Here is a 22,603-nt window from a genome sequence, read left to right on the forward strand (position 1 = left end):
GCAACAGTCCTGATGTTCTAAGCTTAGGGAAACTTGGATACTAAAAGGGAGGTAGGCCCCTTGCTAGATGTAAATAATTTTGAGTATATGAAAATAGGTTTGGCATCACCGGATAAGATACGTTCTTGGTCATTCGGTGAGGTCAAGAAACCGGAAACGATCAACTATCGTACGCTGAAACCAGAAAAAGACGGTCTGTTCTGCGAGCGCATTTTCGGTCCTACAAAGGACTGGGAATGCCATTGTGGAAAGTATAAACGTGTACGCTACAAGGGTGTGGTTTGTGACCGTTGTGGAGTAGAAGTAACGAAAGCGAAAGTTCGTCGTGAGCGTATGGGGCACCTTGAACTGGCTGCCCCTGTCTCTCACATCTGGTATTTCAAAGGAATTCCAAGCCGTATGGGTCTTGTTTTGGATATGTCTCCGCGTGCATTGGAAGAAGTTATCTACTTTGCCGCTTACATCGTGACAGATCCAGGCGAAACGGCACTGGATAAAAAGCAGCTGTTATCGGAAAAGGAATACCGTGCGTATCGTGAAAAATATGGCAAGAATTTCGGTGCCCAAATGGGTGCAGAAGCTATCCGTAAGTTACTTTCAGATATCAATCTTGATAAAGAGGTCGATATCCTGAAAGAAGAGTTGAAAACTGCCCAGGGTCAACGTCGCACACGTGCGATCAAGCGCCTGGAAGTTTTGGAAGCATTCCGTCACTCCGGAAATGATCCATCCTGGATGATTCTTGATGTTTTACCTGTCATTCCACCGGAGCTTCGTCCGATGGTACAGTTGGATGGTGGACGTTTTGCTACATCTGACCTTAACGATCTATATCGTCGTGTGATCAACCGTAACAACCGCTTGAAGCGATTATTGGATCTTGGAGCTCCAAGCATCATTGTCCAAAACGAAAAACGGATGCTGCAAGAAGCTGTCGATGCCTTGATTGACAACGGTAGACGCGGTCGACCGGTGACTGGTCCTGGTAATCGTCCATTGAAATCTCTTTCTCATATGCTGAAAGGGAAGCAAGGACGTTTCCGTCAGAACTTGCTCGGTAAGCGTGTCGACTATTCCGGTCGTTCGGTTATCGTGGTTGGTCCAAACTTGAAGATGTACCAGTGTGGTCTGCCGAAAGAAATGGCGCTTGAATTATTCAAACCATTTGTTATGAAAGAATTGGTAGAGCGTGGTTTGGCGCACAACATCAAGTCTGCCAAGCGGAAAATCGAACGTATCCACCCAGAGGTATGGGACGTACTCGAAGATGTAATCAAGGAGCATCCGGTGTTATTGAACCGTGCCCCTACATTGCACCGTCTTGGTATTCAAGCATTCGAACCAGTGTTGGTCGAAGGAAGAGCGATTCGTTTGCACCCGTTAGTATGTACAGCCTATAACGCTGACTTTGACGGTGACCAGATGGCGGTACACGTACCACTTTCTGCGGAAGCTCAAGCGGAAGCACGCATATTGATGCTGGCAGCACAAAACATCCTGAATCCTAAGGATGGGAAACCGGTTGTTACACCATCACAGGATATGGTATTGGGTAACTACTACCTGACTATGGAACGACCTGGTGCTGTCGGTGAAGGAATGGTCTTCAAAGACCTGAATGAAGCATTGATTGCATATCAAACAGGCTATGTCCATCTTCACACACGGGTAGCAGTTTATGCAGGTTCCTTAGATAACGAAACCTTTACCGAAAAGCAGAGCAAACAACTCTTGTTGACGACTGTAGGTAAATTGATATTCAATGAAATGCTCCCGGCTTCATTCCCGTATATGAATGAACCGACCCAGGAGAACCTGGAAATCAAGACTCCGGAGCATTACTTTGTAGAAAAAGGTACCAACATCAAAGAGGAAATCGCGAAACGGGAGGAAATACTTCCGTTCAAGAAAGGGATCCTCGGAGATATCATTGCACAAGTATTTAAACTGTTCTCGATCAGCGAAACTTCCAAAATGTTGGACCGCATGAAAGACCTGGGTTTCTCCTATTCTACAAAAGCTGGTATGACGGTCGGTGTTTCCGATGTGGTCGTATTACCAGAAAAGCAGGAAATTTTGGATGAAGCCCAGACTAAAGTAGATAAAGTCTTGAAACAATTCCGTCGTGGTTTAATTACAGAAGAAGAACGATACGACCGCGTCATTGAAGTTTGGTCCAAAGCCAAGGACGATATTCAAAATCGCTTGATGAAATCCTTGAACCCACGTAACCCGATCTTTATGATGAGCGACTCTGGTGCCCGTGGTAATGCATCTAACTTCACCCAGCTTGCAGGTATGCGTGGTCTAATGGCCAACCCGGCTGGACGGATCATTGAGTTACCGATCAAATCCAGTTTCCGTGAAGGTTTGACCGTACTCGAGTACTTTATTTCCACTCACGGTGCTCGTAAAGGTCTGGCGGATACCGCACTGAAAACAGCCGATTCTGGTTACTTGACTCGTCGTCTGGTTGATGTCGCCCAAGATGTCATCATTCGTGAAGACGATTGTGGTACAGACAGAGGACTGACAGTCAGCTCCTTGACAGAAGGCACCGAACTGATTGAACCGTTAATCGATCGTCTGATTGGACGTACATCGTTCCAGACAATCCGCCATCCAGAAACTAATGACATTCTTGCTACTCGTGATGAAGTCATTTCTGAGGATGTTGCTAAAGAGATTGTGGAATCGGGAATCGAAGAAGTCGTTATTCGTACAGCCTTCACTTGTAATACGAGGCATGGGGTTTGTAAGAAGTGTTACGGTCGTAACTTGGCTACTGGTGATGAAGTGGAAGTTGGAGAAGCGGTCGGTATCATCGCTGCCCAGTCCATTGGTGAACCAGGTACACAGCTTACCATGCGTACGTTCCACACGGGTGGGGTAGCAGGAGACGATATTACACAAGGTCTTCCTCGTATCCAGGAATTATTTGAAGCCCGTAACCCTAAAGGGCGTGCCGTCGTTTCGGAAATTTATGGTACGGTACAGGAAGTTAATGAAGTTAAAGAAAAACAAGAAATCGTCGTACAAGGCGATGTAGAGACTCGTACGTATACTGCCCCATATGGTGCTCGTATGAAAGTGGCAGTCGGCGATCAGGTTTCTGCCGGCCAGGAACTTACAGAAGGTTCTGTGGATCCGAAAGAACTCTTAACCATCAGCGGTCTTGATGGCGTTCAAGAATATCTCTTAAAAGAAGTCCAGAAGGTTTACCGCATGCAAGGTGTTGAAATCGGAGATAAACACGTCGAAGTTATGGTTCGTCAAATGCTTCGCAAAATTCGTGTTCTTGATTCCGGAGATACAGAAGTATTACCTGGCTCATTGCTGGAAATCCACCAATTCCGCGATGCAAACAAGAAAGCATTGCTGGAAGGTGGACAGCCGGCAGTTGGACGTCCGGTTCTGCTTGGTATCACGAAGGCATCGCTTGAAACAGATTCCTTCTTATCTGCCGCTTCCTTCCAGGAAACGACACGTGTCCTTACAGATGCGGCAATCAAAGGTAAGCGTGATGAACTACTCGGCTTGAAAGAGAATGTTATCATCGGTAAGCTCGTACCGGCGGGTACCGGCATGACTCGTTACCGTAAAATCCAGGCTGATAGAGAAGGGCAAAACCCCGATCAGGCTGAATTGGATCAACTGACTCAGTAATTGCAAAGTTAGCAAATAACATGGGTAAATAACAGGAAGCGCCTTGAAAAAATCACCTCGAATAATGTTGACATGCAAAACCGGGAGTGATAATATAATCAAGGTGCTTCCATTTATCCTTGTTACTTTGGAGGATATGCTTAAATGTCTTATGAAAAAGTAGCACAGGCTAATTCTAATATCGTTATTGGAACGAAACAGACACTAAAAGCCATGAAAAGTGGTGGAGTGGAAGAAGTCTTCGTAGCTGATGATGCTGATCGGCACGTGACAGAAAAAGTAATGCGCCTGGCTGAAGAATTAAACATTCCCTGTCAGCGGGTTGATTCTATGAAAAAACTGGGAGAAGCCTGTGACATTGATGTCGGTGCAGCTACAGTGGCGATAAAGCAATAAAGTTTTGGCGGTCAATCGCGAAAGCTTTGTTTTTTGCCTTATTATGAACCACCTGGATGTGTGGTATTGAAAAAGTGAGGAAGGGAGGACATAAAACATGCCTACTATTAACCAATTAGTTCGTAAAGGACGCGTAAGCAAAGGTCGTAAATCCGACTCTCCTGCGTTGAATAAAGGTTACAACAGCTTCAAGAAGTCATTGACAGACCAGTCTTCTCCGCAAAAACGTGGAGTATGTACTCGTGTTGGTACAATGACACCGAAAAAACCAAACTCTGCATTGCGTAAATATGCGCGTGTGCGTTTGACTAACGGTATTGAAGTTACTGCTTATATCCCTGGTATCGGCCACAACTTGCAAGAGCACAGTGTTGTTCTTATCCGTGGCGGACGTGTAAAGGACTTACCTGGTGTACGTTACCACATCGTTCGTGGTGCGCTTGATACTGCAGGAGTCGAAGGACGCATGCAAGGCCGTTCCAAGTATGGAACAAAGCGCCCTAAAAAATAATAGCCAGAGAGTGGCTGTATTATAAAAATTCATCATGGAAGGAGGGGGACATATGCCACGTAAAGGTCCAGTAGCTAAGCGTGATGTGTTGCCAGATCCGCTTTACAAATCTAAACTTGTAACTCGTTTGATCAACCAAATCATGGTTGACGGACAACGCGGTAAAGCCCAGAAGATTCTTTATAAAGCTTTTGATCTTGTTCAAGAACGTAGCGGTAATGACCCTATGGAAGTTTTCGAACAAGCAATGAAAAATGTTATGCCAGTACTTGAGGTGCGCGCTCGTCGTGTTGGTGGTTCAAACTACCAGGTACCAGTTGAGGTACGTCCAGAGCGTCGTCAAGCACTAGGATTGCGTTTCATCGTAAATTACTCTCGCCTGCGCGGAGAAAAAACGATGGAAGAGCGTCTGGCTAACGAAGTGTTAGATGCAGCAAACAACACAGGTGCATCTGTCAAGAAACGCGAAGATATGCACAAAATGGCAGAAGCGAACAAAGCATTCGCTCACTATCGCTGGTAATGCCAAACCAACTATAAAACTTATATTCAGGAAGGAGAAAGATTCATGCCTAGAGAATTCTCCTTGGAGAAAACACGTAATATCGGTGTCATGGCTCACATCGACGCCGGTAAGACAACTGCTACTGAACGTATCCTTTTCTATACAGGACGTATCCATAAAATTGGGGAAACTCACGAAGGTGCTTCCCAAATGGACTGGATGGAGCAGGAACAGGAGCGCGGTATCACCATTACATCCGCTGCTACAACTGCTCAATGGAAAGGCCATCGTATCAACATCATTGACACACCAGGACACGTGGACTTCACAGTAGAGGTAGAACGTTCCCTTCGTGTACTTGATGGATCCGTAGCAGTCCTTGACGCTCAATCAGGTGTTGAACCTCAAACGGAAACAGTATGGCGTCAAGCTACGACATACGGCGTACCACGAATCGTATTCGTAAACAAAATGGACAAAATTGGTGCAGACTTCCTTTACTCTTTAAGCACACTTAAAGACCGCCTGGGAGCAAATGCAGCAGCTGTCCAACTTCCAATCGGAGCAGAAGATGAATTCGAAGGAATCATCGACTTGATAACGATGGAAGCATACTACTATATGGATGATTTGGGTACACGTGCGGAAGCTCGTGAAATTCCAGACAGCCATAAAGAACAAGCGGAAGAATACCGTAGCAAGTTGGTTGAAGCTGTAGCAGATTTTGATGAAGACTTAATGATGAAATTCCTCGAAGGGGAAGAAGTCACTAATGAAGAGTTGAGAACAGCTATCCGTCAAGCAACATTGAGCGTGGAATTCTACCCTGTATTCTGTGGTTCAGCTTTCAAGAATAAAGGTGTCCAGCTATTGATTGATGGAGTTATCGATTATCTTCCATCACCATTGGATGTACCTCCAATCGAAGGTCACGTTCCACAAACAGAAGAAGAAGTTGTCCGTAAAGCGGATGACAAAGAGCCTTTCTCTGCCTTGGCATTTAAGGTTGCAACAGACCCGTATGTAGGTAAATTGACTTTCTTCCGTGTTTATTCCGGAACTTTAAAAGCCGGTTCTTACGTGAAGAACTCCACGAAAGATAAGCGTGAGCGTGTAGGTCGTATCCTGCAAATGCATGCAAACTCTCGTGAAGAGATCTCTGAAGTATATGCAGGGGACATCGCGGGTGCTGTAGGTCTGAAGGATACTGGTACTGGTGACACATTGTGTGACGAGAAAAGTCTTGTAATCCTTGAGTCTATGGAATTTCCTGAGCCTGTTATCTCCGTTGCGATCGAGCCTAAGTCGAAAGCGGACCAAGATAAAATGGCTGTTGCCCTTGGAAAACTAGCAGAGGAAGATCCTACATTCGTAACTGAGACTGATACGGAAACTGGTCAAACAATCATCAAAGGTATGGGTGAACTTCACCTTGACATCATTGTGGATCGTCTACGCCGCGAATTTAAAGTAGATGCAAACATCGGTGCTCCACAGGTTGCTTATCGTGAAACCTTCCGTGGAAGTGCAGAGGTCGAAGGTAAATTCGTACGTCAGTCTGGTGGTCGTGGTCAATACGGTCACGTTTGGGTCAAATTTGAACCTAACGAAGAAGGCGCAGGATTTGAATTCACAAACAAAATCGTCGGTGGTGTCGTTCCGCGTGAATACATTCCTTCCGTAGAACAAGGCATTAGAGAATCCTTGGAAAACGGTGTATTAGCTGGATATCCAATGGTAGACATCAAAGCAACCCTTTATGATGGTTCTTACCACGATGTCGACTCCAACGAGATGGCGTTTAAAGTTGCCGCTTCCATGGCACTTAAAGAAGCTAAGAACAAGTGTAAGCCAGTTCTTCTTGAGCCATTGATGAAAGTAGAAGTTGTCATCCCTGAAGAGTATATGGGTGATATCATGGGTGACGTCACTTCCCGTCGTGGCCGTGTAGAAGGAATGGAAGCTCGCGGTTCAGCTCAAGTGGTTAAGGCATTCGTACCACTATCTGAAATGTTCGGTTACGCAACAGCGTTGCGTTCCAACACACAAGGTCGTGGAACATACTCTATGCATTTTGACCATTATGAAGAAGTACCGAAGAGCATTTCTGATGAAATCATCAAGAAAAATGCGGGTCAGTAATTGATTTTATTGACTAGATAAAGTATAAATTATATTGTAGGCTTAGAGGCGGCACTATGTTGCTTCTGGGCTTCCTATAAAAAGTTAAACCATAACAATCTGTTATTTATTTAAAGGAGGAACTATAAATGGGTAAAGAAAAATTTGATCGTTCCAAGTCCCACGTCAACATTGGTACAATTGGACACGTTGACCATGGTAAAACAACTCTAACTGCAGCAATCACTACAGTACTTCACAAGAAATCTGGTTCAGGTACTGCAATGGCTTATGACATGATTGACGGTGCTCCAGAAGAGCGTGAGCGCGGTATCACAATCGCTACTGCACACGTTGAGTATGAAACTGACAATCGTCACTATGCACACGTTGACTGCCCAGGCCACGCTGACTATGTTAAAAACATGATCACTGGTGCTGCTCAAATGGACGGTGCTATCCTGGTTGTATCTGCAGCTGACGGTCCAATGCCACAAACTCGTGAGCACATCCTTCTTTCTCGTCAAGTAGGTGTACCTGCGATCGTAGTATTCCTAAACAAAACAGACATGGTAGACGACGAAGAGCTTCTTGAGCTAGTAGAAATGGAAGTTCGCGATCTATTGACTGAATATGAATTCCCTGGTGATGATGTACCAGTAATCAAAGGTTCAGCTCTTAAAGCCCTAGAAGGCGATGACGAGTACGAAGCTAAAATCTTCGAACTAATGGACGCTGTTGATGAGTACATCCCAACTCCAGAGCGTGACACTGATAAGCCATTCATGATGCCAGTAGAGGATGTATTCTCTATCACTGGTCGTGGTACAGTTGCAACAGGCCGTGTAGAACGTGGTCAAGTTAAAGTCGGTGACGAAATCGAAATCATCGGACTAATGCCTGAAGCTAAGAAAACAACTGTAACTGGTGTTGAAATGTTCCGTAAGCTTCTTGACTATGCAGAAGCTGGTGACAACATCGGTGCCCTTCTTCGTGGTGTATCCCGTGAAGATATCAACCGTGGACAAGTACTTGCTAAGCCAGGTTCTATCACTCCACACACGAAGTTCCGTGCAGAAGTTTATGTACTATCTAAAGAAGAAGGTGGACGTCATACTCCATTCTTCACTAACTACCGCCCACAGTTCTACTTCCGTACAACTGACGTAACTGGTGTTTGCCAGTTGCCAGAAGGAGTAGAAATGGTAATGCCTGGTGATAACGTTGAAATGACAGTTGAACTTATCTCTCCAATCGCTATCGAAGATGGAACTAAGTTCTCTATCCGTGAAGGTGGCCGTACAGTAGGCGCCGGCGTTGTTGCTGAAATCACTGAGTAATAACCACATTAACTATAAAAAGGCAGCGATCTAGCATCGCTGCCTTTTTTTTGTCTTTTGATGTGCTAACCGGTTTGCCATTTTAGTGTTGAATTTGCAATTAAAGCTTCCTTTAGTTTAAAGACTCAGTTTCGAGACATACTGTTTCCGTTATGGTGGTGAGCGTTTGGAAGTCCGGGAAATCACTCGCTTTCCAGAGACATGTGGTGAGCTTCCTCAGGCTTCGCCTTCCGGAATCTCACCGATCATGTTCATCCCATAGGAACTTGAAAAAGCACCTTGAATAAACATCGCACGAAGGAAAGGCGTAGCATTTTCGAGTAGTCTCGCAAATTCCTGGACCTCCTTGCGTTTATAAGAGAAAGGGAAAAATCGATAGGCAGAATCATTAAACCATAATAACAGCTACAAAGATGGCTTGTTTCCTGAATCATTGAGCCTTGTTATGCAGTGAATGTGGAAGATAACTTCTTACAACGTAGGGTTCGTTCATCCAAAAACGGATAGGGTGGAGGGGAAACGGTGAGACTCCTGTGGGAGAAGGATCCTGGCGAGACCCCGTAAAGAGAAACGACTGAGGAGGCTTGCCGATTTCCCCACAGGAAAGCGAGCCGTTTCCCAGCCGCCCTTTACTCCTGACTAGGCAACGGACCCTAAAACATCTCAAAATTAAGTATTCGACTTTACGGCTTTATAATTGAATAAGCATATCATGACATTGACGGCGAGAGAATTCTCTCGCCGTCATTTATTGCTTGATATTTATATAGAAGAAACTCGTCAAATACTTCTTTCCAACTATTGCTGCCAGAGAGTTTAAAACATACTGGCAGGAGGGGTTGAAATGAAGAAGAGAAGTTTGTATAATGTTTTAAGTGTTGCTTCATAGATTCGTTGAATTTATGCTTGCATTCGCCAATATTCTTCTATATAATGAATAATGTTGGTCATAAAAGGCGATGAAGTGAAAGGTTGTTGGCACACCCGGCCCCTTTGCCATGGCGGGTGAGTCGAGGAATTTTCGCGGAGAAAGTCTATTTATAAAAAATGGGCGAAAAGGAGGGAAAATAATGGCAAAAGAGAAGATTCGTATTCGTTTAAAGGCGTATGATCATCGTATTCTTGATCAATCCGCTGAAAAAATCGTGGACACTGCGAAGCGTTCAGGTGCTAATGTATCTGGTCCAATCCCGCTTCCGACAGAAAAAAGCATTTACACAGTTTTGCGTGCGGTGCACAAATATAAAGATGCTCGTGAGCAATTTGAAATGCGCACACACAAACGTCTAATCGACATCGTTAATCCGACACCACAAACTGTAGATTCACTAATGCGTTTGGATCTACCATCTGGTGTAGATATCGAAATCAAACTATAATAGTATTTTCAAAATAATAGGAGGTGTAACGGATGGCGAAAGGAATCTTAGGACGCAAAGTCGGCATGACTCAAGTTTTCTCTGAAAACGGCGAGTTGATCCCAGTTACAGTGGTTCAAGCCGAGCCGAACGTTGTTCTTCAAAAGAAGACGATGGAAAACGACGGTTATGAATCCCTACAATTGGGCTTTGCTGATCAAAAGAAGAATCGCGTGAACAAAGCTGGGCAAGGACATGCTGATAAAGCAAACACTACCCCTAAGCGCTACGTTCGTGAAATCCGTAATGTAAATCTTGACGATTATGAAGTAGGTCAAGAGGTTAAGGTAGATATTTTCGAAGCTGGAGACATCATTGATGTCACTGGAACATCCAAGGGTAAAGGTTTCCAAGGCGCAATCAAGCGTCATAACCAATCCCGCGGACCAATGACACACGGTTCTCGTTATCACCGTCGTCCAGGGGCAATGGGTGTAATTGATCCAATGCGTGTATTCAAGGGTAAAAACCTGCCTGGTCAAATGGGTAATGAGCAAGTGACATTGCAAAACCTTGAAGTAGTACAAGTGGACGTTGATCGCAACTTGTTGCTTATCAAAGGTAATGTACCTGGACCGAAAAAATCTTACGTTAAAATTTCAAGTGCAATCAAGGCTAGCAAATAATTAAAGGAAGGGAGGATTAGTCATGCCTAAAGTAGCACTATTAAACCAAGGTGGCTCTCAGGTAGGCGATGTGGAATTGAACGATGCCGTATTCGGTATTGAGCCAAATACACACGTACTACATGAAGCAGTAGTTATGCAACGCGCATCTTTGCGTCAAGGCACACACAAAGTTAAGAATCGTTCAGAAGTGAGTGGCGGAGGCCGTAAACCATGGCGTCAAAAAGGTACAGGACGTGCACGTCAAGGGTCTATCCGTTCCCCGCAATGGGTTGGCGGTGGAACTGTATTCGGTCCTACACCACGCAGCTACAGCTATAAGCTTCCAAAGAAAGTACGCCGTCTAGCGCTTCGTTCTGCTCTTTCTTCTAAAATCAATGAAGAAAACGTAGTGGTGTTAGAATCTCTTTCTTTTGATGCTCCAAAGACTAAAGAAGCAGTCAACGTCCTTAAAGCACTGGATGTCAACACAAAAGCGTTGATCGTCACAGCGGATGAAGATGAAAATGTAACACGCTCAACAAACAACATTCCTAATGCTAAGACAGTAACTGTCGATCAGTTGAATGTATTGGATTTGTTGGCGCATGACAAGCTGATCCTGACGAAGGAAGCAGCTGACAAAGCAGGGGAGGTGCTTGCATAATGAAAGACGCTCGTGATATCATTAAGCGCCCTGTCATTACGGAACACTCTGCTGACCTTATGGGAGAAAAGAAATATACGTTTGAAGTAGATACCAAAGCGAACAAGACACAAATCAAGCATGCCGTAGAGGAAATCTTCGACGTGAAAGTTGAGCGTGTCAACACGTTGAACCTTAAAGGTAAATTCAAGCGTATGGGTCGATATGGCGGCTACCGTTCTGACCGTAAGAAAGCAGTTGTCACTTTGACTGAAGATAGTAAAGAACTAGAATTCTTTGAAGGTGTATAAATAAAAAACTCATTTGTGAAGGAGGGAAAAAACGATGGCGATTAAAAAGTACAGACCAACAACGAATGGTCGCAGATTTATGACTGGTTCTGATTTTGCTGAAATCACAACCGATAAGCCAGAAAAATCCTTGCTATCACCGTTGCACAAACGCGGCGGCCGTAACAACCAAGGTAAATTAACAGTTCGTCATCAAGGCGGCGGTCATAAGCGTCAATACCGTATCATCGACTTTAAGCGTGACAAAGATGGAATACCAGGACGCGTTGCTACAATCGAATACGATCCAAACCGTTCCGCTAACATTGCTTTGATCCACTATGTAGATGGTGAAAAGCGTTACATTCTTGCTCCTAAAGGATTGCAAGTAGGTAATGAAATCATGTCTGGTGAAGGTGCTGACATCAAAGCTGGTAACGCACTTCAATTGAAAGACATCCCAGTTGGTACGATCATCCACAACATTGAGCTTAAACCAGGACGCGGCGGTCAAATGGCTCGCTCTGCCGGTGCGCAGGCTCAAGTACTAGGACGCGAAGATAAGTACACACTTGTCCGTTTGACTTCCGGCGAAGTTCGTTTGGTTCTAAGCACTTGCCGTGCGACTATCGGCCAAGTAGGTAACCTGCAGCATGAACTGATCAACATTGGTAAAGCTGGACGTTCCCGTCACCTAGGCAAGCGCCCTACAGTACGTGGTTCTGTCATGAACCCTAGTGATCACCCACACGGTGGTGGTGAAGGACGTGCGCCAATCGGACGTAAGTCACCAATGTCTCCATGGGGTAAACCAACGCTTGGTCTTAAGACTCGTAAGCGTAACAAACCTACAGATAAGTATATTGTACGTAAACGTAAAAAATAACGGGGTTGATCGACGGGGAATGAAACCCGTCTCTCAATCACGAAGGGAGGTTTATGTATGGGTCGCAGCCTAAAAAAGGGACCTTTCGTAGATGACCATTTAATGAAAAAAGTTGAGAAATTGAATGAAGACGACAAAAAGCAAGTGGTTAAAACTTGGTCACGTCGTTCTACTATTTTCCCTAATTTTGTCGGACACACAATCGCAGTTTATGATGGACGTAAGCACGTACCAGTCTACGTTACAGAAGACATGGTAGGTCATAAGCTTGGCGAATTCGCTCCATCCCGTACGTTCAAGGGTCACTCCGGCGACGATAAGAAAACAAAACGCTAAATGAGAGGAGGCACTCTACATGCAAGCTAAAGCCGTTGCAAAAACCGTTCGTATTGCTCCTCGTAAAGTTCGTATTGTTATCGATTTGATTCGAGGAAAAAACGTTGGCGAAGCGATCGGTATTTTAAATAATACTCGTCGTGGCGCTTCTCCGGTTGTAGAAAAAGTATTGAAATCTGCTATCGCTAACGCAGAGCATAACTATGAACTAGATCCAGAAAACTTATATATTTCTGAGGCGTTTGTAAACGAAGGTGTAACAATGAAACGTTTCCGCCCACGCGCAATGGGACGTGCAAGCCAAATCAACAAACGCACAAGCCATATTACAGTTGTCGTATCAGAAAAGAAGGAGGGATAATCAGTGGGTCAAAAAGTTAATCCGGTAGGTCTTCGTGTCGGCGTTATCCGCGATTGGGAATCCAAGTGGTACGCTGGTAAAGACTATGCAGACTTACTACATGAAGACATTAAGATTCGTGAATATGTTGAACAACGTCTGAAGGATGCTGCAGTATCAACGATCGAAATTGAACGTGCAGCAAACCGTGTGAACATTACCATCCACACTGCTAAGCCTGGTATGGTTATCGGTAAGGGCGGCTCTGAAGTCGAAGCACTTCGTAAGTCATTGAATAACCTTACTGGCAAGCGGGTTCACATCAACATCGTAGAAGTTAAAAAAGCTGACTTGAATGCAACATTGGTTGCTGAAAATATCGCACGTCAATTGGAAAACCGTATTTCTTTCCGTCGTGCGCAAAAACAAACAATCCAACGTGCTATGCGCGCAGGAGCTAAAGGTATCCGTACACAAGTATCCGGACGTCTTGGCGGCGCAGACATCGCTCGTGCAGAACATTATAGTGAAGGAACCGTGCCACTACACACACTTCGTGCAGATATCGATTACGGAACTGCAGAAGCAGACACCACTTACGGTAAGCTTGGTGTTAAAGTGTGGATCTATCGTGGAGAAGTCCTTCCAACTAAAAACAACAACTAAGGAAGGGGGAAAAGCATTATGTTAATGCCTAAACGTGTAAAGTATCGTCGTCAACACCGTACTAGTTTGAAAGGCCGTGCAAAAGGCGGAACTTCAGTAGCATTCGGTGAATATGGTTTGCAAGCTGTAGAGCCTGCATGGATTACTAGCCGTCAAATCGAGGCAGCGCGTATCGCGATGACTCGTTACATGAAGCGTGGCGGTAAGGTTTGGATCAAAATCTTCCCTGACAAACCTTATACTGCTAAACCCCTAGAGGTCCGCATGGGTTCCGGTAAAGGTGCTCCTGAAGGATGGGTTGCAGTAGTAAAACCTGGGAAAATCATGTTTGAAATCGCAGGTGTATCAGAAGAAGTAGCACGCGAAGCGTTGCGCCTTGCTTCTCACAAACTGCCGATCAAAACTAAATTCGTAAAACGTGAAGAAATTGGTGGTGAAATCAATGAAGGCTAATGAAATCAGAGAATTAACCACTGCCGAAATTGAACAAAAAGTTAAATCTTTAAAAGAAGAACTTTTCAACCTACGTTTCCAGCTAGCAACAGGTCAACTTGAGAACACAGCGCGTATCCGTGAAGTTCGCAAGTCCATTGCGAAAATGAAGACCGTTGTTCGCGAAAGAGAGCTAGGCGTAAATAACTAATAGTTGAGAGGAGGTTACCCTCACATGAGTGAACGTAACAATCGTAAGGTTTACACTGGTCGTGTAGTATCTGACAAGATGGATAAAACCATTACGGTAATGGTTGAAACGTATAAATTCCACAAGCTTTATGGCAAGCGTGTCAAATACTCTAAGAAGTTCAAAACACATGACGAAAACAACCAAGCTAAGAACGGCGACATCGTACGTATCATGGAAACTCGTCCGCTATCAGCAACAAAGCGTTTCCGTTTGGTTGAAATCGTTGAAGAGTCAGTAATTATCTAATTAAAGTTCGCTCGGAAGGATTCCGAAGGGAGGTTACAACGATATGATCCAACAAGAGAGTCGTTTAAAAGTCGCAGACAACTCTGGTGCTCGTGAAATCCAAGCAATCAAAGTGTTAGGTGGTTCTGGACGCAAGACTGCCAACATCGGTGACGTCATCGTTGCTACGGTGAAACAAGCAACACCAGGAGGCGTTGTTAAAAAAGGTGAGGTAGTAAGAGCAGTCATCGTACGTTCTAAGAGCGGAGCTCGCCGTAAAGATGGTTCTTACATTCGATTTGATGAGAACGCAGCCGTAATCATCCGTGACGATAAAGGACCACGCGGAACTCGTATCTTCGGTCCAGTTGCTCGTGAATTACGTGATGAAAAATTCATGAAAATCGTATCTCTAGCTCCAGAAGTACTATAAAGAATGAATCGCGTTGTTAAGGAGGTGCGTCAAGCATGCATGTGAAAAAAGGCGATAAGGTAATGGTCATTTCCGGTAAGGACAAAGGCAAGCAAGGCTCTGTACTTGAAGCTTACCCAAAAAATGAACGTGTATTAGTTGAAGGGATCAACGTGGTTAAAAAACACGCGAAACCTTCTCAAGATAACCCACAAGGTGGAATCCTCAACCAGGAAGCACCTATCCATGTATCTAATGTGATGCCGATCGATCCGAAATCCGGCGAACCAACACGCGTTGGATATAAGGAAGAAAACGGAAAGAAAGTTCGTATCGCTAAAAAGTCTGGTGAAACGTTAGGTAACTAATTAGCGACGAAAGGAGGGCCATACGATGAACGAACTAAAGAAAAAGTATCAAGAAGAAGTAGTGCCATCTTTGATGGAAAAATTCAATTATGACTCTATCATGCAAACACCTAAAGTTGAGAAAATCGTAGTCAACATGGGTGTAGGTGATGCAGTACAAAATGCGAAAGCTTTGGATACTGCTGTTGAAGAACTATCACTTATCACTGGTCAAAAACCAATGGTGACACGCGCGAAGAAATCAATCGCTGGCTTCCGCCTTCGTGAAGGAATGCCAATCGGCGCGAAAGTCACACTTCGCGGTGAGCGCATGTATGAATTCTTGCAAAAGTTGATTGCTGTTTCCCTGCCACGTGTACGTGACTTCCGTGGTATCTCTAAGAAAGCATTCGACGGCCGAGGAAACTACACGCTTGGCGTAAAAGAACAATTGATTTTCCCAGAGATTAATTATGATAAAGTCAACAAAGTGCGTGGAATGGATATCGTTGTAGTAACTACAGCGAACACTGATGAAGAAGCGCGTGAACTCTTAGCTCAGTTTGGCATGCCGTTTCAAAAATAATGAGCTAACAAAGGAGGGAAAATTGTGGCTAAAAAATCAATGATCGCGAAACAAAAGCGACCGCAAAAATATAAAGTTCAGGAATATACACGTTGTGAGCGTTGTGGACGTCCTCATTCCGTACTACGCAAATTCAAACTTTGCCGTATTTGCTTCCGTGAACTTGCATATAAAGGACAAATTCCTGGCGTCAAAAAAGCTAGCTGGTAAAGAGCCCGATAGGGAAGGAGGTAACAAGTTATGACAATGACAGATCCGATTGCAGATATGCTGACACGTATTCGTAATGCCAACATGGTTCGCCATGAGAAGCTAGAACTTCCGGCTTCAAACTTGAAGAAGGAAATCGCTGATATCCTTAAGCGTGAAGGTTTTGTGCGTGATTTTGAATATGTAGAAGACAATCATCAAGGTATGCTACGTATTTTCTTGAAATACGGACAAAACGACGAACGTGTTATCACTGGACTAAAACGTATTAGTAAACCAGGACTGCGTGTTTACGCAAAAGCAGAAGAACTGCCTAAAGTATTGAATGGTTTAGGTGTAGCTATCGTTTCCACATCAAAAGGTGTATTGACCGATAAAGAAGCACGTGAGCAAGCTATTGGCGGCGAAGTGCTTGCCTATATCTGGTAATCTTATAGAGAAGACAGGAGGTGTAAAGGTATGTCTCGCGTAGGTTTAAAATCATTAGAACTTCCAGAAGGTGTTGAGGTTAAAAACGACAACAACACAGTTACTGTAACAGGTCCTAAAGGGGAACTTACTCAAACGTTCCACCAGGATATGACGATCAAAATCGAAGACAATGTTCTTACAGTAGAGCGTCCAAGCGAAAGTAAAGAACATCGTGCCCTTCATGGAACAACTCGCAGCCTGATCGGAAACATGGTTGAAGGAGTATCCAAAGGTTACGAAAAAAGTCTTGAAATCATCGGGGTAGGTTACCGCGCAACAAAGCAAGGTAACAAAGTGACTATCAATGCTGGTTATTCCCACCCTGTAGAAGTAGAACACCGTGATGGTATTGAAATCGATGTTCCTTCCAACACAAAAGTGGTAGTGAAAGGCATCGATAAAGAGTTAGTTGGAGCTGTAGCTGCTAACATCCGTGCGATTCGTCCACCAGAACCTTACAAAGGTAAAGGTATCCGTTATGAAGGCGAATATGTACGTCGTAAAGAAGGTAAAACTGCTAAGTAAGGGCAAGTAAGCAACAGAAAGGAGTGACCTTGATGATCACTAAGCCTGATAAAAATGTGACACGTAAGAAAAGACATGCTCGTGTACGTCGCAGCATTTCTGGAACTGCTGCACGCCCACGTTTGAACGTATATCGCTCTAACAAGCACATCTATGCTCAATTGATCGATGATGTGAACCAGGTGACTGTAGCTAGTGCTTCTACGAACGATAACGGTGTCGAAGTTGAGAGCACTGGTAACGTGGAAGCTGCTAAGAAAGTCGGAGAATTGATTGCACAACGTGCACAAGAAAATGGATATAAGAACATCGTATTCGACCGTGGCGGTTACTTGTATCATGGACGTGTAAAAGCATTAGCAGAAGCCGCTCGTGAAGCCGGCCTTGAATTTTAATCGTTAAAGGAGGGACATATATGCGTACAAACATCGACCCTAGTAAACTTGATCTAGAAGAACGCGTTGTAACAGTCAACCGTGTAGCAAAGGTAGTTAAAGGTGGACGTCGTTTCCGTTTTGCGGCATTGGTTGTTGTAGGAGATAAAAATGGTCACGTCGGATTCGGTACTGGTAAAGCCCAAGAAGTACCAGAAGCGATCAAAAAGGCGATTGACGATGCAAAGAAAAACTTGATCAATGTACCAGTCGTTGGTACGACTATTCCACATGAAATCCATGGACAATTCGGCGCTGGAAACATTCTATTGAAACCAGCTGCAGAAGGTACCGGAGTAATCGCTGGTGGCCCTGTCCGTGCCGTACTTGAGCTTGCAGGTGTAGGTGACATCCTATCTAAATCCCTAGGATCCAATACACCAATCAACATGGTCCGTGCAACAATCAGCGGCCTGAACGAGCTTAAGCGTGCTGAAGATGTAGCTAAACTACGTGGAAAGTCTGTAGAAGAACTGTTAGGATAAGGAGGGAAATAACATGGCTAAAAAGTTGGAAGTTACCCTCACGCGCAGTGTGATCGGCAGACCTGAAGACCAACGTCTAACTGTCAAAACACTTGGCTTGAATAAAATTCGTCAATCAGTGGTACTAGAAGACACTCCGTCTAATCGTGGAATGGTCAACAAAGTATCCCACTTGGTTGCAGTTAAAGAAGTAGAATAACATTAAGCGCAAAGAGGAGGTGCTCGCATGAAACTACATGAATTGAAGCCATCAAAAGGTGCTCGTAAAGAACGTAACCGTGTCGGACGCGGAATGGCTACAGGGAATGGTAAAACTTCCGGTCGTGGTCATAAAGGACAAAAAGCTCGTTCCGGCGGTGGTACTCGTCCAGGGTTCGAAGGTGGACAAATGCCATTGTTCCAACGTCTTCCTAAACGTGGATTCACTAACATCCACCGTAAGGAATTCGCTATCGTAAACCTTGATGCACTTAATCGCTTTGATGAAGGCACAGAGGTTACTCCTGAGCTTTTACTTGAAACTGGCGTAGTAAGCAAAGAAAAAGCTGGTATCAAGGTTCTTGGTAACGGATCAATCGAGAAAAAACTCACAGTAAAAGCTCACAAGTTCTCTGCTTCAGCTAAAGAAGCAATTGAAGCAGCGGGCGGTCAAACTGAGGTGATTTAATGTTCCGGACAATCTCCAATTTTATGCGCGTGGGTGATATTCGGCAAAAAATCATATTCACATTATTGATGTTGATCGTGTTCCGTTTTGGTACCTTCATTCCTGTACCATTTACGGATAAAAACGCTATTAACTTCATGGATGAACAGAATGCCTTCGGGTTCTTGAATACATTCGGGGGCGGTGCGTTACAAAATTTCTCCATTTTTGCGATGGGAATCATGCCCTACATTACTGCTTCCATCATCATGCAGTTACTGCAGATGGACGTAGTACCTAAGTTTGCAGAATGGAAGAAGCAAGGGGAAGTGGGCCGCCGAAAATTAGCTCAATTCACTCGATATGGAACCATCGTTCTAGCATTTATTCAAGCGATCGGAATGTCGATCGGATTCAACGCTATGACGCAGGGACAGTTGATCCAGAACCCTGGAGTAGGTAAGTTCCTTGTTATTGCGTTGGTACTGACCGGCGGTACGGCATTCTTGATGTGGCTTGGTGAACAAATCACTGCAAATGGAGTAGGAAACGGAATTTCCATCTTGATTTTTGCAGGTATCGTAGCTGCTATTCCGCAAGGTGTAAATCAGTTGTATGATAAGTATCTCGCTGATCCTGGTGAACAATTGTTTATTAACATCGTAATCTTGGCAATCATTCTACTAGTAATCGTAGCTGTGGTTGTTGGTGTCATTTTCATCCAGCAAGCACTACGTAAAATTCCAGTCCAATATGCCAAACGCCTTGTAAATCGTTCACCTGTAGGTGGTCACTCCACGCATTTACCGATTAAAGTGAATGCGGCGGGGGTAATCCCAGTCATCTTTGCAATTTCCTTCATCATCGCTCCACGTACAATCGCTGGATTCTTTGAAGGAAGTGAAGTTGCAAGTACGATTGAATATATTTTCAACTATCAAAACTGGCCTGGTATGGTCATTTATGTCGCTTTGATCATCGCCTTCACGTACTTCTATACATTTGTTCAAGTTAACCCTGAACAAATGGCAGAAAACTTGAAGAAGCAAGGCGGATATATACCTGGTATCCGACCAGGACAAAACACAGAAACTTATTTGACACGAGTAATGTATCGTCTTACTTTCGTCGGTTCAATTTTCCTTGCTGCCGTTTCGATTCTGCCGATCATACTTGGGTCATTGGCAAATCTGCCACCTAGCATTCAAATTGGCGGTACCAGCTTACTCATCGTTGTAGGGGTTGCTCTTGAAATGATGAAACAGTTGGAAAGTCAATTAGTGAAACGCCACTATAAAGGTTTTATCAAATAAACATCCTGCGTGATTGCATATGGATGATCAACATGAGAGCGAGGGGAATAAGTTGAATTTAATTCTGATGGGTCTTCCTGGTGCCGGCAAGGGCACTCAGGCTGAAAAGATAGTCGAAAAATATAACATCCCTCATATCTCAACTGGAGATATGTTCCGTTTAGCTATCAAAGAAGGAACAGCATTAGGTAAAGAAGCAAAATCATTTATGGACAAAGGTGAATTGGTTCCTGATGAAGTTACTATCGGAATCGTTCGCGAACGTCTCAGCAAAGATGATTGTGAAAAAGGTTTCTTGCTGGATGGTTTTCCAAGAACTATCGCTCAAGCCGAAGCCCTCGAAAATCTGTTGAAAGATATGAACGAATCTTTAGATTATGTTCTTCATATTGATGTTCCGACCGATCAACTGGTAGAACGTTTGACAGGAAGACGTGTTTGCCCGACATGTGGTGCTACGTACCACGTCATTTACAACCCTCCTAAAGTGGAAGGCAAGTGTGATAAGGATGGATCTGAGTTGATTCAACGTGAAGACGACAAACCAGAAACCGTCCGTAAACGTTTGGATGTAAATATTGAACAAACACAACCAATGTTGGACTTCTATAAAGACAAAGGCTATTTAGTAACAATCAAAGGTGACCAAGATATCAACCAAGTATTCAAGGACATCGACGAAAAGCTCGGAGGCCTATCTAAATGATCATCACAAAAACACCACGGGAAATTGAAATCATGCGTGAAGCGGGCAAGATTGTCGCCCTGACGCACCGGGAGTTGAAGAAACACATTCAACCAGGTATTACTACTGGAGAATTGGACCGTATTGCAGAGGAGTTCATCAGCAGTATGGATGCAATTCCTTCCTTTAAAGGGTATAATGGTTTCCGTGGTAGTATTTGCGCCTCGGTCAATGAGGAACTTGTTCATGGAATTCCGGGTGACCGGAAATTGAATGAAGGAGATATCATCAGCATTGATATCGGTGCTAAATACAAAGGATATCATGGCGATTCTGCCTGGACTTACCCAGTCGGTGAAATTGATGAAAAGACAAAGGATTTGCTGAAAGTTACTGAAACATCCTTGTTCAAAGGACTTGATGAAGCAAAACCAGGTGTACGCCTTTCAAATATATCGCATGCCATTCAAAGTCATGTTGAACCGTTAGGATACTCCATTGTCCGCGAGTATGTCGGACACGGGGTCGGTCAGGAACTTCATGAGGATCCGCAGATCCCTCATTATGGGCCTCCAAACAAGGGGCCAAGATTGAAGCCTGGCATGGTATTAGCGGTTGAACCTATGGTCAATGCAGGAAAAAGGTATGTTAAAACACTTGCAGATAACTGGACGGTCGTCACTCAAGATGGTAAGATGTGTGCGCATTTTGAACACACCATCGTTATTACTGAAGAAGGTTATGAGATTTTAACCAAAGCCTAAGTGAAGGTGATCGTGATTGAACGAAACTGAGTCGAGTCCACGAATAGGTCAAGTTGTTCGTATTGTACAGGGACGTGAAGCAGAGCAGTATATGGTTGTCATCGATTTGCTTGACAATCGTTTTGTGCTGCTTGCTGATGGGGAGAAACGAAAGTTTGATCGACCAAAGAAAAAGAATCTGCAGCACGTGGAGCTGATGGATTTCGTTTCTCCAGAAGTCCAACACAGCCTTCTAGAAACTGGTCGCGTCACAAATGGTAAGCTGCGTTTTGCCGTAACCAAATTTATCAATGAAGTAGTGACTGATTTGAAGAAGGGAGATCAACTCGATGGCGAAAGACGATGTAATTGAAGTGGAAGGGACCGTCGTTGAAACTCTACCGAACGCAATGTTCAAAGTAGAGCTTGAGAACGAACATACCGTTCTAGCTCATGTTTCTGGTAAAATTCGCATGCATTTCATTCGAATCTTGCCTGGAGACAAAGTGACGGTTGAACTTTCCCCATATGATTTGACAAGAGGACGAATTACGTACCGTTATAAATAGCATGAAATGCTCCGATCTAAAAGGAGGTATGGATCATGAAGGTAAGGCCTTCTGTAAAACCAATTTGCGAAAAATGCAAAGTTATCCGTCGTAAAGGTAAAGTAATGGTAATTTGCGAAAACCCTAAGCATAAACAAAAACAAGGTTAATTATGAAGGAGGTGCACGTAACCTATGGCACGTATTGCAGGTATTGATATTCCTCGTGACAAGCGCGTTGTTGTTTCTTTGACGTACATCTACGGCATCGGTAAATCCGCTGCTAAAGATGTCCTGGCAAAAGCAGGTGTTTCTGAAAACACTCGTGTCCGTGACTTGACTGAGGACGAACTAGCTAAAATCCGTAAAGCAATGGAGGACTACAACGTTGAAGGTGATCTTCGCCGTGAAGTTTCTCTTAACATCAAACGTTTGATTGAAATCGGCTCTTACCGTGGAATCCGCCATCGTCGCGGCCTTCCAGTACGCGGGCAGAAGACGAAGAATAACTCCCGTACTCGTAAAGGACCACGTCGTACGGTCGCTAATAAACGTAAATAATC

The 22,603-nt window shown here is 44.2% G+C and carries 34 protein-coding genes; all 34 read left to right on the plus strand.

Annotated features, from left to right (window positions below):
- The first annotated feature begins 60 nt into the window (after positions 1-60).
- Complete coding sequence (rpoC, locus tag BLV00_RS20220; protein ID WP_093046740.1) at positions 61-3,666, plus strand: DNA-directed RNA polymerase subunit beta'; 3,606 nt, start codon at positions 61-63, stop codon at positions 3,664-3,666.
- Between the two features lie 144 nt (positions 3,667-3,810).
- Positions 3,811-4,062 (plus strand): 50S ribosomal protein L7ae-like protein, encoded by a 252-nt coding sequence (locus BLV00_RS20225; RefSeq protein WP_093046741.1) that lies wholly within the window; start codon positions 3,811-3,813, stop codon positions 4,060-4,062.
- A 97-nt stretch (positions 4,063-4,159) separates the two neighbouring features.
- On the plus strand, positions 4,160-4,573 hold the full coding sequence (gene rpsL / locus BLV00_RS20230) for a 30S ribosomal protein S12 (RefSeq protein WP_062438267.1): 414 nt from the start codon (positions 4,160-4,162) through the stop codon (positions 4,571-4,573).
- 52 nt (positions 4,574-4,625) lie between these two features.
- Positions 4,626-5,096: a 30S ribosomal protein S7 gene (gene rpsG / locus BLV00_RS20235; protein ID WP_028781709.1), complete on the plus strand. Its 471-nt coding sequence runs from the start codon at positions 4,626-4,628 to the stop codon at positions 5,094-5,096.
- Between the two features lie 45 nt (positions 5,097-5,141).
- Positions 5,142-7,220, plus strand: a complete 2,079-nt coding sequence (gene fusA / locus BLV00_RS20240; protein WP_093046742.1) for an elongation factor G — start codon at positions 5,142-5,144, stop codon at positions 7,218-7,220.
- Between the two features lie 128 nt (positions 7,221-7,348).
- A complete protein-coding gene (gene tuf, locus BLV00_RS20245; RefSeq protein WP_062438274.1) occupies positions 7,349-8,539 on the plus strand; it encodes an elongation factor Tu in 1,191 nt (396 codons plus the stop codon).
- 1,070 nt (positions 8,540-9,609) lie between these two features.
- Entirely contained in the window at positions 9,610-9,918 is a 309-nt protein-coding gene (rpsJ, locus tag BLV00_RS20250; protein ID WP_085504873.1) for a 30S ribosomal protein S10, read from the plus strand.
- 32 nt (positions 9,919-9,950) lie between these two features.
- Entirely contained in the window at positions 9,951-10,583 is a 633-nt protein-coding gene (gene rplC, locus BLV00_RS20255) for a 50S ribosomal protein L3 (protein ID WP_028781713.1), read from the plus strand.
- Positions 10,584-10,605: 22 nt separating this feature from the next.
- On the plus strand, positions 10,606-11,229 hold the full coding sequence (gene rplD, locus BLV00_RS20260) for a 50S ribosomal protein L4 (RefSeq protein ID WP_093046743.1): 624 nt from the start codon (positions 10,606-10,608) through the stop codon (positions 11,227-11,229).
- On the plus strand, positions 11,229-11,519 hold the full coding sequence (rplW, locus tag BLV00_RS20265; protein WP_028781715.1) for a 50S ribosomal protein L23: 291 nt from the start codon (positions 11,229-11,231) through the stop codon (positions 11,517-11,519). The genes rplD and rplW overlap by 1 nt, the downstream gene beginning before the upstream one ends.
- A 34-nt stretch (positions 11,520-11,553) precedes the next feature.
- Positions 11,554-12,384, plus strand: coding sequence for a 50S ribosomal protein L2 (rplB, locus tag BLV00_RS20270; RefSeq protein WP_028781716.1), 831 nt, complete (start codon positions 11,554-11,556; stop codon positions 12,382-12,384).
- A 57-nt stretch (positions 12,385-12,441) separates the two neighbouring features.
- On the plus strand, positions 12,442-12,720 hold the full coding sequence (gene rpsS / locus BLV00_RS20275; protein ID WP_028781717.1) for a 30S ribosomal protein S19: 279 nt from the start codon (positions 12,442-12,444) through the stop codon (positions 12,718-12,720).
- 19 nt (positions 12,721-12,739) lie between these two features.
- A complete protein-coding gene (gene rplV, locus BLV00_RS20280; protein ID WP_028781718.1) occupies positions 12,740-13,081 on the plus strand; it encodes a 50S ribosomal protein L22 in 342 nt (113 codons plus the stop codon).
- A 3-nt stretch (positions 13,082-13,084) separates the two neighbouring features.
- On the plus strand, positions 13,085-13,726 hold the full coding sequence (gene rpsC, locus BLV00_RS20285; RefSeq protein ID WP_028781719.1) for a 30S ribosomal protein S3: 642 nt from the start codon (positions 13,085-13,087) through the stop codon (positions 13,724-13,726).
- 18 nt (positions 13,727-13,744) lie between these two features.
- The gene (gene rplP, locus BLV00_RS20290; protein ID WP_028781720.1) at positions 13,745-14,179 is read left to right on the plus strand and encodes a 50S ribosomal protein L16; all 435 of its coding nucleotides are present in this window, start codon (positions 13,745-13,747) and stop codon (positions 14,177-14,179) included.
- On the plus strand, positions 14,169-14,369 hold the full coding sequence (rpmC, locus tag BLV00_RS20295) for a 50S ribosomal protein L29 (protein WP_093046744.1): 201 nt from the start codon (positions 14,169-14,171) through the stop codon (positions 14,367-14,369). The genes rplP and rpmC overlap by 11 nt, the downstream gene beginning before the upstream one ends.
- A gap of 24 nt (positions 14,370-14,393) precedes the next feature.
- The gene (rpsQ, locus tag BLV00_RS20300) at positions 14,394-14,657 is read left to right on the plus strand and encodes a 30S ribosomal protein S17 (RefSeq protein WP_062438298.1); all 264 of its coding nucleotides are present in this window, start codon (positions 14,394-14,396) and stop codon (positions 14,655-14,657) included.
- A gap of 43 nt (positions 14,658-14,700) precedes the next feature.
- On the plus strand, positions 14,701-15,069 hold the full coding sequence (gene rplN / locus BLV00_RS20305) for a 50S ribosomal protein L14 (protein WP_028781723.1): 369 nt from the start codon (positions 14,701-14,703) through the stop codon (positions 15,067-15,069).
- A 35-nt stretch (positions 15,070-15,104) separates the two neighbouring features.
- The gene (gene rplX, locus BLV00_RS20310; protein WP_028781724.1) at positions 15,105-15,416 is read left to right on the plus strand and encodes a 50S ribosomal protein L24; all 312 of its coding nucleotides are present in this window, start codon (positions 15,105-15,107) and stop codon (positions 15,414-15,416) included.
- Between the two features lie 25 nt (positions 15,417-15,441).
- Complete coding sequence (gene rplE, locus BLV00_RS20315; protein WP_028781725.1) at positions 15,442-15,981, plus strand: 50S ribosomal protein L5; 540 nt, start codon at positions 15,442-15,444, stop codon at positions 15,979-15,981.
- A gap of 24 nt (positions 15,982-16,005) precedes the next feature.
- A complete protein-coding gene (locus BLV00_RS20320) occupies positions 16,006-16,191 on the plus strand; it encodes a type Z 30S ribosomal protein S14 (RefSeq protein ID WP_082411863.1) in 186 nt (61 codons plus the stop codon).
- A 30-nt stretch (positions 16,192-16,221) separates the two neighbouring features.
- Positions 16,222-16,620, plus strand: coding sequence for a 30S ribosomal protein S8 (rpsH, locus tag BLV00_RS20325; RefSeq protein WP_028781726.1), 399 nt, complete (start codon positions 16,222-16,224; stop codon positions 16,618-16,620).
- 30 nt (positions 16,621-16,650) lie between these two features.
- Entirely contained in the window at positions 16,651-17,187 is a 537-nt protein-coding gene (rplF, locus tag BLV00_RS20330) for a 50S ribosomal protein L6 (RefSeq protein ID WP_093046745.1), read from the plus strand.
- Between the two features lie 32 nt (positions 17,188-17,219).
- Positions 17,220-17,582, plus strand: coding sequence for a 50S ribosomal protein L18 (gene rplR / locus BLV00_RS20335; protein ID WP_093046746.1), 363 nt, complete (start codon positions 17,220-17,222; stop codon positions 17,580-17,582).
- Positions 17,583-17,602: 20 nt separating this feature from the next.
- A complete protein-coding gene (rpsE, locus tag BLV00_RS20340) occupies positions 17,603-18,106 on the plus strand; it encodes a 30S ribosomal protein S5 (RefSeq protein WP_093046747.1) in 504 nt (167 codons plus the stop codon).
- Positions 18,107-18,119: 13 nt separating this feature from the next.
- Positions 18,120-18,305 (plus strand): 50S ribosomal protein L30, encoded by a 186-nt coding sequence (gene rpmD / locus BLV00_RS20345; RefSeq protein WP_028781730.1) that lies wholly within the window; start codon positions 18,120-18,122, stop codon positions 18,303-18,305.
- A 27-nt stretch (positions 18,306-18,332) separates the two neighbouring features.
- Positions 18,333-18,773 carry a 50S ribosomal protein L15 gene (gene rplO, locus BLV00_RS20350; RefSeq protein WP_093046748.1) on the plus strand — a complete coding sequence of 147 codons (441 nt, stop codon included), beginning with the start codon at positions 18,333-18,335 and terminating at the stop codon, positions 18,771-18,773.
- Entirely contained in the window at positions 18,773-20,065 is a 1,293-nt protein-coding gene (gene secY, locus BLV00_RS20355; RefSeq protein WP_093046749.1) for a preprotein translocase subunit SecY, read from the plus strand. The genes rplO and secY overlap by 1 nt, the downstream gene beginning before the upstream one ends.
- A gap of 52 nt (positions 20,066-20,117) precedes the next feature.
- Positions 20,118-20,771 carry an adenylate kinase gene (locus tag BLV00_RS20360; protein ID WP_093046750.1) on the plus strand — a complete coding sequence of 218 codons (654 nt, stop codon included), beginning with the start codon at positions 20,118-20,120 and terminating at the stop codon, positions 20,769-20,771.
- Positions 20,768-21,514: a type I methionyl aminopeptidase gene (map, locus tag BLV00_RS20365; protein WP_093046751.1), complete on the plus strand. Its 747-nt coding sequence runs from the start codon at positions 20,768-20,770 to the stop codon at positions 21,512-21,514. Before BLV00_RS20360 ends, map begins: the two co-directional genes overlap by 4 nt.
- A 16-nt stretch (positions 21,515-21,530) precedes the next feature.
- Complete coding sequence (locus tag BLV00_RS20370; protein ID WP_093046752.1) at positions 21,531-21,866, plus strand: KOW domain-containing RNA-binding protein; 336 nt, start codon at positions 21,531-21,533, stop codon at positions 21,864-21,866.
- Positions 21,844-22,062: a translation initiation factor IF-1 gene (gene infA / locus BLV00_RS20375; protein WP_028781736.1), complete on the plus strand. Its 219-nt coding sequence runs from the start codon at positions 21,844-21,846 to the stop codon at positions 22,060-22,062. The genes BLV00_RS20370 and infA overlap by 23 nt, the downstream gene beginning before the upstream one ends.
- Before the next feature lie 35 nt (positions 22,063-22,097).
- On the plus strand, positions 22,098-22,211 hold the full coding sequence (gene rpmJ, locus BLV00_RS20380; protein WP_003156543.1) for a 50S ribosomal protein L36: 114 nt from the start codon (positions 22,098-22,100) through the stop codon (positions 22,209-22,211).
- 24 nt (positions 22,212-22,235) lie between these two features.
- Positions 22,236-22,601 (plus strand): 30S ribosomal protein S13, encoded by a 366-nt coding sequence (rpsM, locus tag BLV00_RS20385; protein WP_093046753.1) that lies wholly within the window; start codon positions 22,236-22,238, stop codon positions 22,599-22,601.
- Positions 22,602-22,603: the final 2 nt, after the last annotated feature.

This window comes from Thalassobacillus cyri (assembly GCF_900107755.1).
Taxonomy (GTDB): Bacteria; Bacillota; Bacilli; order Bacillales; family Halobacillaceae; genus Thalassobacillus; species Thalassobacillus cyri.

Coding starts and splice junctions, on each gene's coding strand:
- rpmD (WP_028781730.1), top strand. CDS start 18,120: ATGGCTAAAAAGTTGGAAGTTACCCTCACGCGCAGTGTGATCGGCAGA.
- rplN (WP_028781723.1), top strand. CDS start 14,701: ATGATCCAACAAGAGAGTCGTTTAAAAGTCGCAGACAACTCTGGTGCT.
- rpmJ (WP_003156543.1), top strand. CDS start 22,098: ATGAAGGTAAGGCCTTCTGTAAAACCAATTTGCGAAAAATGCAAAGTT.
- rpsL (WP_062438267.1), top strand. CDS start 4,160: ATGCCTACTATTAACCAATTAGTTCGTAAAGGACGCGTAAGCAAAGGT.
- rplO (WP_093046748.1), top strand. CDS start 18,333: ATGAAACTACATGAATTGAAGCCATCAAAAGGTGCTCGTAAAGAACGT.
- rplP (WP_028781720.1), top strand. CDS start 13,745: ATGTTAATGCCTAAACGTGTAAAGTATCGTCGTCAACACCGTACTAGT.
- rpsG (WP_028781709.1), top strand. CDS start 4,626: ATGCCACGTAAAGGTCCAGTAGCTAAGCGTGATGTGTTGCCAGATCCG.
- rplR (WP_093046746.1), top strand. CDS start 17,220: ATGATCACTAAGCCTGATAAAAATGTGACACGTAAGAAAAGACATGCT.
- tuf (WP_062438274.1), top strand. CDS start 7,349: ATGGGTAAAGAAAAATTTGATCGTTCCAAGTCCCACGTCAACATTGGT.
- rpmC (WP_093046744.1), top strand. CDS start 14,169: ATGAAGGCTAATGAAATCAGAGAATTAACCACTGCCGAAATTGAACAA.
- rplW (WP_028781715.1), top strand. CDS start 11,229: ATGAAAGACGCTCGTGATATCATTAAGCGCCCTGTCATTACGGAACAC.
- rpsH (WP_028781726.1), top strand. CDS start 16,222: ATGACAATGACAGATCCGATTGCAGATATGCTGACACGTATTCGTAAT.
- rplD (WP_093046743.1), top strand. CDS start 10,606: ATGCCTAAAGTAGCACTATTAAACCAAGGTGGCTCTCAGGTAGGCGAT.
- fusA (WP_093046742.1), top strand. CDS start 5,142: ATGCCTAGAGAATTCTCCTTGGAGAAAACACGTAATATCGGTGTCATG.
- BLV00_RS20225 (WP_093046741.1), top strand. CDS start 3,811: ATGTCTTATGAAAAAGTAGCACAGGCTAATTCTAATATCGTTATTGGA.
- rplF (WP_093046745.1), top strand. CDS start 16,651: ATGTCTCGCGTAGGTTTAAAATCATTAGAACTTCCAGAAGGTGTTGAG.
- rpsJ (WP_085504873.1), top strand. CDS start 9,610: ATGGCAAAAGAGAAGATTCGTATTCGTTTAAAGGCGTATGATCATCGT.
- rplV (WP_028781718.1), top strand. CDS start 12,740: ATGCAAGCTAAAGCCGTTGCAAAAACCGTTCGTATTGCTCCTCGTAAA.
- secY (WP_093046749.1), top strand. CDS start 18,773: ATGTTCCGGACAATCTCCAATTTTATGCGCGTGGGTGATATTCGGCAA.
- rplE (WP_028781725.1), top strand. CDS start 15,442: ATGAACGAACTAAAGAAAAAGTATCAAGAAGAAGTAGTGCCATCTTTG.
- rpsS (WP_028781717.1), top strand. CDS start 12,442: ATGGGTCGCAGCCTAAAAAAGGGACCTTTCGTAGATGACCATTTAATG.
- map (WP_093046751.1), top strand. CDS start 20,768: ATGATCATCACAAAAACACCACGGGAAATTGAAATCATGCGTGAAGCG.
- rpsQ (WP_062438298.1), top strand. CDS start 14,394: ATGAGTGAACGTAACAATCGTAAGGTTTACACTGGTCGTGTAGTATCT.
- rplX (WP_028781724.1), top strand. CDS start 15,105: ATGCATGTGAAAAAAGGCGATAAGGTAATGGTCATTTCCGGTAAGGAC.
- rpsE (WP_093046747.1), top strand. CDS start 17,603: ATGCGTACAAACATCGACCCTAGTAAACTTGATCTAGAAGAACGCGTT.
- rplC (WP_028781713.1), top strand. CDS start 9,951: ATGGCGAAAGGAATCTTAGGACGCAAAGTCGGCATGACTCAAGTTTTC.
- rpsM (WP_093046753.1), top strand. CDS start 22,236: ATGGCACGTATTGCAGGTATTGATATTCCTCGTGACAAGCGCGTTGTT.
- rplB (WP_028781716.1), top strand. CDS start 11,554: ATGGCGATTAAAAAGTACAGACCAACAACGAATGGTCGCAGATTTATG.
- infA (WP_028781736.1), top strand. CDS start 21,844: ATGGCGAAAGACGATGTAATTGAAGTGGAAGGGACCGTCGTTGAAACT.